The organism is Azonexus hydrophilus (genome assembly GCF_038368255.1).
GTDB lineage: Bacteria > Pseudomonadota > Gammaproteobacteria > Burkholderiales > Rhodocyclaceae > Azonexus > Azonexus hydrophilus.
The window spans coordinates 307,338-320,664 of sequence record NZ_CP151406.1 but is presented as its reverse complement, the minus strand read 5'-3'; the positions used below and the strand labels follow the sequence as shown (position 1 = coordinate 320,664).

9 protein-coding genes are annotated in these 13,327 nt (G+C 65.7%); 7 read left to right on the top strand and 2 right to left on the bottom strand.

From position 1 onward, the window contains the following. The first annotated feature begins 1 nt into the window (after position 1). The 7 genes from trkA to AADV58_RS01475 all read left to right on the top strand — a co-directional run bounded on the left by trkA (position 2) and on the right by AADV58_RS01475 (position 11,458). Positions 2-1,435: a Trk system potassium transporter TrkA gene (trkA, locus tag AADV58_RS01505; RefSeq protein ID WP_028993932.1), complete on the top strand. Its 1,434-nt coding sequence runs from the start codon at positions 2-4 to the stop codon at positions 1,433-1,435. A 10-nt stretch (positions 1,436-1,445) separates the two neighbouring features. After that, positions 1,446-2,900 (top strand): TrkH family potassium uptake protein, encoded by a 1,455-nt coding sequence (locus tag AADV58_RS01500; RefSeq protein ID WP_424243825.1) that lies wholly within the window; start codon positions 1,446-1,448, stop codon positions 2,898-2,900. A 31-nt stretch (positions 2,901-2,931) separates the two neighbouring features. After that, a complete protein-coding gene (locus tag AADV58_RS01495; protein WP_341743887.1) occupies positions 2,932-3,960 on the top strand; it encodes an efflux RND transporter periplasmic adaptor subunit in 1,029 nt (342 codons plus the stop codon). Beyond that, positions 3,957-7,061 carry an efflux RND transporter permease subunit gene (locus AADV58_RS01490; protein ID WP_341743886.1) on the top strand — a complete coding sequence of 1,035 codons (3,105 nt, stop codon included), beginning with the start codon at positions 3,957-3,959 and terminating at the stop codon, positions 7,059-7,061. Before AADV58_RS01495 ends, AADV58_RS01490 begins: the two co-directional genes overlap by 4 nt. Before the next feature lie 43 nt (positions 7,062-7,104). After that, the gene (hemE, locus tag AADV58_RS01485) at positions 7,105-8,172 is read left to right on the top strand and encodes a uroporphyrinogen decarboxylase (RefSeq protein WP_028993935.1); all 1,068 of its coding nucleotides are present in this window, start codon (positions 7,105-7,107) and stop codon (positions 8,170-8,172) included. 268 nt (positions 8,173-8,440) lie between these two features. After that, positions 8,441-10,423: a primosomal protein N' gene (locus AADV58_RS01480; protein WP_341743885.1), complete on the top strand. Its 1,983-nt coding sequence runs from the start codon at positions 8,441-8,443 to the stop codon at positions 10,421-10,423. Between the two features lie 51 nt (positions 10,424-10,474). Next, positions 10,475-11,458 carry a hypothetical protein gene (locus AADV58_RS01475; protein WP_341743884.1) on the top strand — a complete coding sequence of 328 codons (984 nt, stop codon included), beginning with the start codon at positions 10,475-10,477 and terminating at the stop codon, positions 11,456-11,458. Here the strand turns inward: AADV58_RS01475 and AADV58_RS01470 are convergent. Continuing rightward, positions 11,408-12,625, bottom strand: a complete 1,218-nt coding sequence (locus AADV58_RS01470; protein ID WP_341743883.1) for an MFS transporter — start codon at positions 12,623-12,625, stop codon at positions 11,408-11,410. The two genes, AADV58_RS01475 and AADV58_RS01470, sit on opposite strands and share 51 nt — an antisense overlap. After that, the gene (locus AADV58_RS01465; RefSeq protein WP_028993938.1) at positions 12,622-13,323 is read right to left on the bottom strand and encodes an MOSC domain-containing protein; all 702 of its coding nucleotides are present in this window, start codon (positions 13,321-13,323) and stop codon (positions 12,622-12,624) included. Before AADV58_RS01465 ends, AADV58_RS01470 begins: the two co-directional genes overlap by 4 nt. Positions 13,324-13,327 lie beyond the last annotated feature (4 nt).

Below are 13,327 nucleotides of genomic sequence, written 5' to 3'. Positions count from 1 at the left end.
CATGAAAATCATCATTCTCGGTGCCGGTCAGGTTGGCGCCAGCGTGGCCGAGGGCCTGGTTTCCGAGGAAAACGACATCACCGTCGTCGACCAGGATCCGGCGCGGCTGGCGCAGTTGCAGGACCGCCTTGACCTGCGCACTGTGGTCGGCGATGCGGCAACGCCGACGGTGCTGCGCAGCGCCGGTGCCGAGGATGCCGACATGGTCATCGCGGTGACCCAGAGCGACCAGGCCAATCTGGTGGCCTGCAAGCTCGGACAGTCGGTGTTCAACATTCCGACCCGCATCGCCCGCCTGCGCTCGCGCGACTTCCTCGAAGACGAGTCGCTGCTGGCCAGCGACAATTTCGCCGTCGATTTCGCGCTCTGCCCGGAACAGGTCATTACCGACTACATCCGCCGCCTGATCGAGTTTCCACGCGCGCTGCAGGTGCTCAACTTCGCCCGTGGTCGCGTCTGTCTGGTCGCCGTGCGCGCCTATGAAGGCGGCCTGCTGGTCGGCAAGCCGATCAAGGCCATGCGCGAGCATCTGCCGCCGGAAATCGATGCCCGCATCGCCGCCATCTTCCGCGATAACCAGCCGGTTTTCCCCGAGGGCGATACCGTGGTCAAGGCCGGCGACGAGGTCTTCCTGCTGGCTGCTGCCGAGAACATCCACCCGGTGCTCAACCAGTTGCGCCGGCAGACGGCGCGGGTCGAGCGCATCATGATCGCCGGCGGCGGCAACATCGGCCTGCGCCTGGCCAAGTCGCTCGAAGAGCGCTACGAGGTCAAGCTGATCGAAGGTCGCCGGCCGCGCGCCGAGCTGCTGGCCAACGAACTGAACGACACCCTGGTGTTGTACGGCGACGCCACCGACGAAGACCTGCTGGAACAGGAAAACATCGCCGAGATGGACCTGTTCCTGGCGATGACCAACGACGACGAAGACAACATCATGGCCGGCAGCTTGGCCAAGCGTCTGGGCTGCAAGCGCGTCGTCGCTCTGGTCAATCGTCGCGCCTACGCCGAAATGATCGAGGGCGGACCGATCGACATCGGTATCTCGCCGGCCCAGGTGTCGATCGGCACCTTGCTCGCCTATGTCCGCCAGGGCGATGTCGCCGAGGTGCATTCGCTGCGCCGGGGGGCTGCCGAAGCCCTGGAAATCGTCGCCCACGGTGATCGCAACACGTCCAAGGTGGTTGGCCGGCGCATCGACGAAGTGCAGTGGCCCAAGGGCGTCACCGTCGCCGCCCTGGTGCGCAATTTCGAGCAACCCATCGTTGTCGGCCAGACCGACGACTGGACGGCAATCACCCGCTACGGCGAGGTGGTCATCGCGCACCACGACACGGTGATCGAGCCGGGCGACCACGTGATCATCTTCTGTACCCGAAAGAAGCTGGTGAAAAAGGTGGAAAAGCTGTTCCAGGTCGGCTTCCACTTCGTCTGAGGATGGCTTCGTGACCCGTTTCGCTCCCGTCCATCGCGCGCTCGGCATGATCCTGATGCTGTTCGGTCTGGCCATGCTGGTGCCGCTGACCGTCTCCCACGTCATGGATGACGGCGCGCAGCGCGTCTACGACGAGGTATTCCTGCTGACCATGCTGTGCGGCAGCTTCCTCTGGTACCGCTACCGCAATACGCCGCGCGATCTCAACGTACGCGACGGCTTCCTGCTGGTCGTGCTGGTGTGGACGGTGCTGCCGGCGTTCTCGGCCTTGCCGTTCATGATCCACCTCGGCATGTCGCATACCGACGCCTATTTCGAAGCCGTATCGGCGCTGACGGCGACCGGGGCGACGGTGATGTCCGGCCTCGACCGGCTGCCGGCGTCGATCAACCTGTGGCGTCACCTGATGCAATGGCTGGGCGGCATGGGCCTGATCGTTCTGGTGGTTGCCATTCTGCCGATGCTCGGCATCGGCGGCCGGCAGATGCTCGCCGCCGAGATTCCCGGTCCGATGAAGGACAACCGGATGACGCCGCGGGTGACCGAGACGGCCAAGGGCCTGTGGATGATCTACGTGTTCATCACTGTCGCCTGCGCGCTGGCCTACCGTTGGGCCGGCATGAGCTGGTTCGACGCCATCTGCCACAGTTTCTCGACCGTTTCGCTCGGTGGTTTTTCAACCCACGACGCCAGCCTGGGCTATTTCAATTCGCCGGCCATCGAGTGGATCTGCATCGCCTTCATGCTCTTTTCCGGGATCAACTACGCCACCCACTTCCTCGCCCTGACCGGGCGGTCGGTGTTCATCTACGGCCGTGATCCCGAAGCCGGCTGGTTTGTCGGCGTGTTGCTGGTCAGCGTCTTCGTGCTCGCCAATTACCTGTGGAAGGAGGGCACCTTCGACGACATGGACACGGCCTTCCGCTACGCCATGTTCAACGTCATCTCGGTGGCGACGACGACCGGCTATTCGACCATGGATTACGGCCAGTGGCCGATGTTCGTTGGCCTGTGGATGCTGTTCCTGTGCAGTTTCTCGACCAGCGCCGGGTCTACCGGTGGCGGCATCAAGATGATGCGGGCGCTGCTGCTGTACAAGCAGGTTTACCGCGAACTGGTCCGCGCCATGCACCCGGCGGCCGTGTACAACGTCCGTCTGGGCGGGGCGACGGCGCCGCAGTCGGTACTGTTCGCCGTGCTCGCCTTCGCCTTCGTGTATATGGTCAGCATCGTCTCGATGACGCTGTTGCTGGCGTTTACCGGGCTCGACATCGTCACCGCCTTCAGTGCCGTCGTGGCCAGCGTGAACAACACCGGTCCCGGCCTTGGCGCGGTCGGTCCGGCGACGACTTTTGCCGTGCTCGAGGACTTCCAGACCTGGGTCTGCATTTTTGCAATGCTCCTCGGTCGGCTTGAGATATTCACCTTGCTGGTCGTGTTGACGCCGGCTTTCTGGCGCAAGTGAAGGCGCCGCCGTCTGCTTTTGCGGAGTTGCGATGAGAATTCCCGTTATTTCCGGTCTCCTTCTGGTCTCGACGTTGCTCGCGGGCTGCGGTGAGCAGGCGGCCGAACCGGCGGCCGTGGCGCCGGCTCAGCCGGCGCTGACGCTGTCTCCGCTCGGCGAACTGGCTTTACGCCCCGAGCGCAACGCGCCGGCCGCCGTGATCGGACGCCACGAAGCCCGGATTTCGGCCGAGGTCGCCGCCACCATCCAGGCCCTGCCGGTCGAGGTCGGGCAATCGGTTGCGGCCGGTGCGCTGATCGTCCGTCTTGATCCGCGTGACGCGGCACTTGCGCTGGAGCGCGCCGAGGCCGCGCTGGCCCAGGCCGAGGCCCGGCTGGCGCAAGCCGATGCCCAGTTGCAGCGGGCGCAGACCTTGCGCGAGCGTAATTTCTATTCCCCGGAAGCATTGACGCTGCGCGAGACCGAGCGGGCCGCTGCCGTGGCCGATGCGCGGGCGGCCCGGGCCAGCCGCGATACGGCCCGGCGGGCGCTCGACAAGCACAGCCTGCGCGCGCCGTTTGCCGGTGTCGTGCGCGAACGCCCGGCCCAGCTCGGCGAACTGGCCGCGCCGGGCAGCGTGCTGCTGACGCTGGTTGCTGCGGGTGATCCGGAAGTGGCGGCACAACTGCAGCCGCAGGATGTCGAGGTGGTCGCCCAGGCCGGCGAGTGGCAGTTCGAAGCGGCGGGTGTCCGCCATCCTTTACGCCTGATCCGCGTGTCGCCGGCAATGAATCCCGAGTCGCGCAGCGTCGAGGCGCGTTTTGCCTTTGCGGCGGCGGCGCCGGCCATCGGCCAGTCCGGTCGTCTGCTCTGGCGCGAGACCCGGCCCTGGTTGCCGGCTGACCTGCTGGTCCGTCGCGATGGCCGCTACGGCGTATTCACGGCGGTTGATGGCAAGGCGCGCTTCCATGTGCTGCCCGGTGCCAGCGAAGGCCGGCCGGCGCTGGTCGACCTGCCCGACGCCACCCGGATCGTCGTCCTGGGCCGTCATGCCCTGCAGGACGGGGCGGCGCTGCCGTGAGCCTGTACCGCAAGCTGCTGGAAAACCATCCGCTGGCGAACATCGCCTTCGCGGTGGTGCTGATGCTCGGGGTGCTTGCCTACCTGACCATGCCGCGCGAGCAGGATCCCGAGATCAATTTCAACTGGGTGGTGATCACCACGGTGCTACCCGGTGCTTCCGCCGAAGACGTGGAAAAACGCGTCACCGAGCCGCTCGAGGACGCGATCAAGGGCGTCGCCGACATCCGTTTCGTGCTGTCTTCGTCGCGCGAGAACGTGTCCAACATCCTGGTCCGTTTCCGCGACATTTCGACCAGCGTCTTCGACAAGCGCATCAACGACTTGCGGCGCGACATCCAGAACAAGGCCAGCAGCGAGTTGCCCGCCGTGGCCAAGGATCCGCGGGTCATGGAAATCACCACCTCGAACGGTTTTCCGACGGCGCTGGTGCTGGTCACCGGGCAGGCGGCCGACGAGGTTCTGCGCCAGCGCGCACGCCTGCTGAAGAACGAATTCGAGCGCATGAACGGGGTGGACCAGGTGTTCGCCACCGGCCTGCAGGACCCGGAACTGCTGGTCGAGTTCGATCCCGTGGCGCTGGCCAATCGCGGCCTGTCGGCGACCCAGGTGGCCGACGCAACGCAGGCCTGGTTCCGTGACGTTTTTGCCGGCAAGGTCGAGACGCAATCCGGCGACGAGCGCAATGCCTGGCTGGTGCGCATCCTCGGCGAGCATGTCGATCCGGCAAAGCTGGCCGATATTCCGGTGGGCAGCGCCCAGGTGCCGCTCGCTTCGGTGGCCGAGGTGTCGCGCGGCCGGGCCAAGGCTGGCAGCCTGGCGACGCACGAGGGCAAACCGGCGGTGATGCTGTCGATCACCAAGAAGAGTCGGGTCAATACGCTGGACATGATAGAGCGCATCAACGGCTTCATCGCCGAAAAGAATCCGCTGCTGGCCGCCGACGGCATCCGCCTCGAACTGCTTGACGACCAGACCATCCCGACCCGCGAATCGATCGGCATCATGGAAGCCAACGCCGTCGTCGGCCTGGCGGTGGTGTTGATCATCTGCTGGCTGTTCCTCGGCGCCCGCATCGCCTTGCTGGTCGGCATCGGTCTGCCGTTTTCGCTGGCCGGTACCTTCGCCGTGCTGGCGGCGCTCGGCTACACGGTCAACATTTCGGTGCTGCTCGGTGTCGTGATCGTGCTCGGCATGGTCGTCGACGACGCGGTGGTCGTGGTCGAAACCATTTACTACAAGATGCAGCGCGGACTGGCGGCCATCGATGCGTCGGTCGAGGCGATGCGCGAAGTAGTGGCGCCGGTCACGGCCTCGGTACTGACGACGATGGCGGCTTTCCTGCCGCTGATGCTGCTGCCCGGTATCGTCGGCAAGTTCATGTTCGTGATCCCCTTCATCATCACGCTGGCGCTGGCGATCAGCCTGCTTGAGGCCTACTGGATCCTGCCCGTACACGTGGCGACCGTCGGTCGACGGCCGCCGCTCGACGACTGGCGGGCGCGTTTCAATCATCGTTTGCGGCTCAGGTATTCGCGCCTGCTGCTGGCGCTGTTGCGCCGGCCGCGCCTGTCGCTGGGCGCGGCCGCGCTGGTCTTCGTGCTGGCGGTCGGCGCCGTCGCCGGCGGCGCGGTGCGCATGCAGTTCTTCGCCTTCGATCCGCTGCGCCTGTTCTACGTCAACGTCGATATGCCGGCCGGGGCGCCGATCGAGGAAACCATGGCCCAGGCCAGCCGGGTCGAGGCCGAGGTGCGCAAGCACCTGCGCGACGGTGAAGCACGTAACGTTGCTGCCTACGCCGGGGTCAAATTCACCGATACAGAGCCGCTCTACGGCGACATCTACGGGCAGGTGATCGTTTCCCTGAACCCGCGCGACCAGCTGGGCAGCGATGCCCGCGACGTCCAGGACATCGTCGCCGCCATGCGGCCGACCGTCGAGGCCCTGCCGGGGCCGGGCAAGATCAGCTTCACCATGATCTCGGGCGGGCCGCCGCTGGAGAAACCGGTCAAGGTCCGCGTGCGCGGCGACGATCCGCTCGAATTGCGCGCTGCAGCCGATGCCGTGCTGGCGGTCGCGCGGGCCATTCCCGGCAGCAAGGACGTGGTCGATGACGACATCCCCGGCCGCCCGCAACTGGTGTTGACGCTGGACCGCGAGGCCCTGGCCGCCGCCGGTCTCGACGCTGGCCGGGTGGCGCGCCTGATGCGTCTGCATGTCGACGGCGAAATCATCGCCCAGACCCGCGACCAGGGCGAGAAGATCGAGTTGCGCGTGCGCGCCAATCACGGCGGTCTGGTCGGCCAGGACATCGGCGACCTGCTGGCGACGCCGATTGCCCTGGCCTTGCTCGACGGTCGTCGTCAGACCACCTCGCTGGGCGCGCTGGTGCAGGCCGAGACGCGTACCGGCAAGGGCGTCATCAAGCGCTACAACCTGATGCGCGCGATCACCGTCGAAGCCGACCTGGACAAGGAAATCACCGATACCGTCGCGGCCAACCGCATCCTGCGCGTGGAATGGCAGAAGATCGCCGCCCAGTACCCGGGCGTCAATCTCGATTTCTCCGGCGAACTCGACGACATCAACGAAAGCCTGGATGCCATGCTGGCGCTGTTCGCGCTCGGTGTCGGCCTGATCTACCTGATCCTGGCCACCCAGTTCCGCAGCTATTTCCAGCCGCTGCTGATCCTGGTCACCGTGCCGCTGGCCTTTACCGGCGTCGTCCTCGGCCTGCTGGTGTCCGGCAATCCTTTATCCCTGTACACGCTCTACGGGGTGATCGCGCTGACCGGGATCGCCGTCAATTCGGCCATCGTCCTGATCGACGCCGCCAACCAGCGCCTGCAGGAGGGCATGGGCGTGCTGCATGCAGCGGTCTATGCCGCCCGGCGACGTATCGTGCCCATCCTGATCACCTCGGTGACGACCATCGGCGGCCTGTTTTCGCTGGCCTTCGGACTGGCCGGCGAGTCGCTGCTGTGGGGGCCGGTGGCGCAATCCATCGTCTGGGGACTGGCCTTCTCCAGCCTGCTGACGGTGTTCGTCATTCCGCTGCTGTACTGGATGACGATGCGGCGCCGCGTGACCAGCCGGGCGTAAAGGCGGATAATCGCTGTTTCCTGATTTTCTGGCGGAGTAAAGCGTGAGCCGACCCAAGAACGATACCTTCCTGCGTGCCCTGTTGAAGGAGCCGACCGACTACACCCCGCTGTGGCTGATGCGCCAGGCCGGTCGCTACCTGCCGGAGTACTGCGCCACCCGCAAGCGGGCCGGTAACTTCCTGAACCTGTGCAAGACCCCGTCGCTGGCCTGCGAAGTGACGCTGCAGCCGCTGGCCCGTTACGACCTCGACGCCGCCATTCTGTTCTCCGACATCCTCACCGTGCCCGACGCGATGGGCCTGGGCCTGTATTTCGCCGAAGGCGAGGGCCCGAAGTTCGAGCGTCCGCTGCGCGAGGAATGGGCGATCAACAACCTGACCGCGCCCGATCCCTACGACCACCTCGGTTACGTCATGGACGCGGTCGCGGAAATCCGTCGCGCACTCGACAACTCGGTGCCGCTGATCGGCTTCTCCGGCAGCCCCTATACGCTCGCCTGCTACATGATCGAAGGCCAGGGCTCGTCCGACTTCCGCCACATCAAGGGCATGATGTACAGCCGCCCGGATCTGCTGCACAAGATCCTGTCGGTGACTGCCGATGCGGTGACCAGCTACCTGAACGCGCAGATCGATTCTGGCGCTCAGGCGGTGATGATTTTCGATACCTGGGGCGGTTCGCTGTCGGCGGCGGCTTACCAGGAATTCTCGCTGGCCTACATGCAGCGCATCGTCGCCGGCCTGAAGAAGGAAAAGGACGGGCAGCGCATTCCGAGCATCGTGTTCACCAAGAACGGCGGCCTGTGGCTGGAAAAGATCGCGGCCATCGGCTGCGACGGCGTCGGCCTGGACTGGACCATCGATATCGGCGAAGCTCGTCGCCGCGTTGGCGACCAGGTCGCGCTGCAGGGCAACATCGACCCGAACGTGCTGTTCGGCACCCCGGAAACCATCGCTGCCGAAACCCGCAAGGTGCTCGACAGCTACGGTCCGGGCAATACCGGCCACGTCTTCAACCTGGGCCACGGCATTTCCCAATACACCCCGCCGGAAAATGTTTCGGTGCTGGTCGATACGGTCCACAGCCACAGCCGTTCGCTGCGTAAGTGAGGACTCATTTTCCGGGGCAGGGCTTGACTTATTCACAGAATTTCCTGCCCCGGAATAAAAAAGTCCTGAAACCTGCTTGACAAGCGGGTTATTGTGTAAGTTGTTGTTATAAAAGCATTTTGTAATTTGCACAATATTTCGGCAAGGTAACAAAATCCTTACGAAACGCCCACTTAGCTTTTTTCCCCCTTGGCAATCCACAAAGTTATCCACAGCTTTTGTGGACAACTGAAACGCGCCGACCGCCAAGCGTTTTTCCGGACCGATCATGCCTGTTCTGCGCGTCGCCCTCGATCTGCCCCTGCATCGCCTGTTCGACTACCGGGCCGACGATGCCACGCCTGCCGATGTCGGCCTGCGCGTGCGGGTGCCGTTCGGGCGGGGCGAGCGGATCGGCGTCATCGTCGCCGTGGTCGAACAGAGTGAATGGCCGGCCGGCCAGTTGAAAACGGCCAGAGAAATCCTGCGCGATCCCGGGCCCTTGCCCGACGATTTCTTCGCCTTGTGCGAATTTGCGAGTACTTACTATCAAGCGCCGCTCGGCGAAGTCCTCCTGCAGGCACTACCCGCCGGTCTCAAGCGCCTGTCGCCGCCGGAACGCCGCGCCGGGCGCCCGCGTAAGCCGCCGCCGGCTTTGCCGGAGCCAGCGCTGACCGAAGAGCAGGCTGCAGCCATCGGGCAGGTCGACATCGACGGTGGCTATTCTGCCCACTTGCTGTTCGGCGTCACCGGCAGCGGCAAGACCGAGGTTTATCTGCGCCTGATCGACCAGGCGCTGCAACTTGGTCGCCAGGTGCTGCTGCTGGTCCCGGAAATCAACCTGACGCCGCAACTGGAAGACCGCGTCCGCGGGCGTTTCCCGGACCGTTGCGTGGTCTCGCTGCACAGCGAACTGGCAGAAGCCGCGCGCGAGCGCAACTGGCGTAGTGCCTTTGCCGGCGAGGCCGACCTCGTGCTCGGCACGCGTCTGTCGGTGTTCACGCCGCTGCCGCGCCTGGGGCTGATCATCGTCGATGAGGAACACGACCCGTCATTCAAGCAGCAGGACGGCATGCGCTATTCGGCACGCGACGTCGCCGTGGTCCGCGCCCGCCAGTTGGCCGTCCCGGTGCTGCTCGGTTCGGCGACACCGTCGCTGGAAAGCTGGGCCAACGCCCAGGGCGGGCGCTACAAGCTGCTGACCTTGAAGGAACGGGCCAACCCGGCGGCTCGCCTGCCGGCCGTGCATGTGCTCGATACCCGCCGGCTGACGCTCAAGGAAGGCATCAGCGAACCCTTGCTGGCGGCGATCCGCGAACGTCTGGCGCGCGGCGAGCAGAGCCTGGTCTTCCTGAATCGTCGCGGTTACGCGCCGGTGCTGGCGTGCCCGGCTTGCGGCTGGGTGTCGCGCTGCCAGCGCTGCGCCGCCAACCTGGTGTTGCACCTGGCCGACCGCCGCCTGCGCTGCCACCACTGCGGCTTCGAGAACGGCATTCCGCGCGCCTGCCCGACTTGCGGCAACCAGGACATCCATCCCTACGGTCGCGGCACGCAACGGGTCGAGGAATGGTTGCAGGGCGAATTTCCCGACGCGCGCATCCTGCGTGTCGACCGCGATTCGGTGAAGAGCCGGACGCAGTGGGAGACCATGCTCGAACGCATCCACGGCGGCGAGGCCGACATCCTGGTCGGTACGCAGATGCTGGCCAAGGGGCACGATTTCCCCAAGCTGACGCTGGTCGGCGTGCTCGGCGCCGACGCTGCGCTGTACGCCGCCGACTGGCGCGCCCCGGAGCGTCTGTTCGCGCAACTGATGCAGGTCGCAGGTCGCGCCGGGCGGGCCGAATTGCGCGGCGAAGTCCTGGTCCAGACGCAGTATCCCGATCATCCGCTGTTTGCGGCGGTGGCCAGCCACGATTACCCGGGTTTTGCCGCGACCCAGTTGCAGGAACGCGAGCAGGCCGGCTTTCCGCCTTACGCCTTCCAGGCCGTCCTGCGTGCCGAAGCGCCGGCGATGGCCGACGCCGTGGCCTTCCTCGAACTGGCGGCGGCGCTGCCGGTGGTAAAAGCGCACGATCAGGTCATGCTCTACGACCCGGTGCCGATGAAGATGGCCCGGCTGGCCAACCTCGAACGCGGGCAGCTGCTGGCCGAGGCCTTTTCCCGACCGGCCTTGCAGGCCTTCCTGCCGCGTTGGCGGGAAGCCATCGAAGGCCTGAAAACCGCGAACAAATTGCGCTGGCACCTGGAAGTCGATCCGCTCGAACTGTGACGGGCATGTCCCTTGCAATGGCTTGAGCCCAATGACTGCAAGGAGTGCATCATGAGAATCCAGGAATCGGCCGTCGACATGACGGCCAGCCATACCGCGACCAGCAGCCGCGCTGAGGTGATCGACAGCGAACTGCGCTTTGACCAGCTTTTCCAGCGTCTGGCCAGCGACGAAGCCGACAAGGGTGACAAGCTGCGCGAGCGGGTGCAGAAGATGCTCGAATCGTTGCTCGAGTCCATCCTGGCGGCAATGGATGGCCGGCAATACCGGAAGGAAATTGCCGCCGACCTGCCAGCCGATGCCGAAGGCGGCACTCCGGCGCGCAGTCCGGCCAGGCAGATGCACTGGCGGCGCACGGTGTATGAGCGGGTCAGCGAATCCGAAACGACCCAGGTGTGTGGCAGCGGACTGGTCAAAACCTGTGACGGCCGGGAAATCGCCTTCAATTTCAAGGTGGACATGGCGCGCGCCTACAGCCGGGAAAGCTACGCCGAGGAATCGGGCAGTGTCGAGTTGCGCGATCCGCTGGTGCTCAATTTTGATGGCACTTACTGCCAGTTGGTGGACAGCCGCTTCTCGTTCGATCTGGATGCCGACGGCACACCTGAATGGCTGCCTGAATTGGCCGACGGCAGTTGCTTCCTGGTCTTCGACCGCAACGGCAACGGCCGGGCCGACGATGGCAGCGAATTGTTCGGCACCCGTAGCGGTAACGGCTTCGCCGATCTGGCCACGCTCGACGAAGATGGCAATGGCTGGATCGATGAGGGCGACAGCGCCTTCGCCAGACTGGCCCTGTGGTCAGGCGAGAGCTTCCGCTCGCTGGCCGAAGCCGGGGTTGGGGCGCTTTATACCGGGGCGGTTGTTGCGCCGTTCTCGCTCAAGAACGCCGACAACGAACTGCTCGGGCAGATCCGGGCGGCCGGCGTGTACCTGATGGAGAGCGGCAGCGCCGGGCTGATGCAGCAGGTCGACCTGGCGACTTCAGAGCGCTCGCCGGGGACGCAGGAACCAGATCAGCGACAGCGCCTGTAGACCGAGCAGGCAGTAGAAGGCCGTCCGGTAAGCCGCAGCCGTATCCTGACCGGCGGCCTGCAGGGCATCGACAAAACCGCCAATGCCCCATTGCAGGCCGAAGGCGCCGAAGAAGACGAGCAGGTTCAGCGCGGTATTGGCGCGCCCCGACATGGTCGGCGGAAAGGCCTGGGCGACCAGCGAATAGGCGATGTTGGACAGCGAGAAGCAGGCGCCGAGCAGGGGCCACAGCCAGTCGCCGGCCCAGCCGGGTTGCAGGCAGATCGCAGCGAAGGCGGCAAAAGCGGTGAGCATCGCCCAGCGGAACAGCTTGTCCAGCGGCACGCCGCGATGCACCAGCGCGGTGGCGAAAAAGCCCATGAACAGGAAGCCGCCGAGCATGGCCACGCCCATCCAGGTCAGGCGGGCGGCGACGGCGGTGGCGTCGAGTTGTTCGAGCACGTTCATCCAGCGCGAGGCCCATAGCCCCTGGACGGCCATGAACCCGCCGGTGAAGCAGAAACCCATCGGCGCGTAGCGCCAGAAATGGGCGCTGGCGAAAATCTGGCGGACGCCGGCCATCTGTTCGGCGAAGCTGGCGCTGCTGCCTGTGCTCGGTTTGTCCGGAACCAGCCGCCACAGCAGGGTGGCGACGAGCAGGGTGACGACGGCCAGCGCCAGGACGATTTCCCGCCAGCCGGTGAAACCGAGGGCGATTTCCAGCGGTTTGGCGGCGGCCAGCGCACCGAGCCCGCCGGAAGCCATGATCCAGCCGGTCAGCGAGGCCTGGCGCTCGGGCGGAAACCACTGGGTAAAGGCCTTGAACGAGGCCATCAGGCAGGCCGAGACGCCGAGCCCGATCAGTGCCCGGCCCAGCGTCAGCCCGCTCAGGCCGTCAGCCAGCGCGAAGACGGCGGCACCGGCGGCGGCAATGCACAACAACGCCGCCTCGACGCGGCGCGGACCGAAGCGGTCGAGCAGCATGCCGAGCGGCAACTGGGCGGCGCCGAAGGCGAGGAAATAGGTGCTGGTCAGCAGACCGAGCGCGTTGTCCGGCAAGGCCAGCTCGCCGGCGATGACCGGGCCGAGCACGGCGTTGACCGTGCGGTAGAGGTAGGACAGGAAGTAGCCTGCGGCAAAAGGCAGGAACAGGCGCAGCATCAGGCTGCGCGGATCGGGGTGGCTCATGCCTGCTCCGGTTTCACGTGGAACGTTGCCGGCGCTGCGGCCGGGGTGTCGGGACTGCGCTTCAGCCAGGCGAGCCGTTGTTCGATTTTCTGCCGCCAGTGCTCGGCGATGCCCGGGGTGGCGGTCAGCCGCTCGAGTTCGTCGATGGCCGGGCGATGATCTTGCCAGAGCTGCATGGCGGCTGCCAGGGTCGGACCGGTACCGGGTTGTTCCAGCAGCAAGGCGTTGCCGGGGGCGACCGTGCCCGGCGTCAGGACGCGCCAGTACCAGCCGGTCAGGCGCTGTTCGGCGATGAACTGCGCCATGCCCTCGGTGGCGAAGCGCTCGTCGATCTTCCAGCAGGGATTGCGCGGCTGGCAGACCTGCAGGCGGGCGTCGCCGAGTTGCCAGATGTCGCCGATGCGCACGCTGCTTTCGTCGAGTTCTGCGGTCGACAGGTTTTCGCCCAGACTTCCCGGTACCAGTTGCCCGGCAATTTCGGGAAAACGGGCGGCGAGTCGGGCGTAATGTGCGGCCGGGTAGAGATGGACGGCCTTTTCCGGGCCGCCGTGAACGCGCCGGTCAGCCTGGCTGTCGGCGAGAAAGCCTTCCGGGCCGAGCGCCAGTGGGCCGGTCGCCGGTTGTTTGTAGATGCCGGTCGGTCGCCCGGATTCGGGAAGCAGGCGGATGCCGCCGACAAAAAGGGAGATCTGTGCCATGGGA

Bases quoted from the DNA above. Each gene is read 5' to 3' on its own strand.
- AADV58_RS01470 (WP_341743883.1), bottom strand. From the start codon at position 12,625: ATGAGCCACCCCGATCCGCGCAGCCTGATGCTGCGCCTGTTCCTGCCT.
- AADV58_RS01475 (WP_341743884.1), top strand. From the start codon at position 10,475: ATGAGAATCCAGGAATCGGCCGTCGACATGACGGCCAGCCATACCGCG.
- trkA (WP_028993932.1), top strand. From the start codon at position 2: ATGAAAATCATCATTCTCGGTGCCGGTCAGGTTGGCGCCAGCGTGGCC.
- AADV58_RS01495 (WP_341743887.1), top strand. From the start codon at position 2,932: ATGAGAATTCCCGTTATTTCCGGTCTCCTTCTGGTCTCGACGTTGCTC.
- AADV58_RS01480 (WP_341743885.1), top strand. From the start codon at position 8,441: ATGCCTGTTCTGCGCGTCGCCCTCGATCTGCCCCTGCATCGCCTGTTC.
- AADV58_RS01465 (WP_028993938.1), bottom strand. From the start codon at position 13,323: ATGGCACAGATCTCCCTTTTTGTCGGCGGCATCCGCCTGCTTCCCGAA.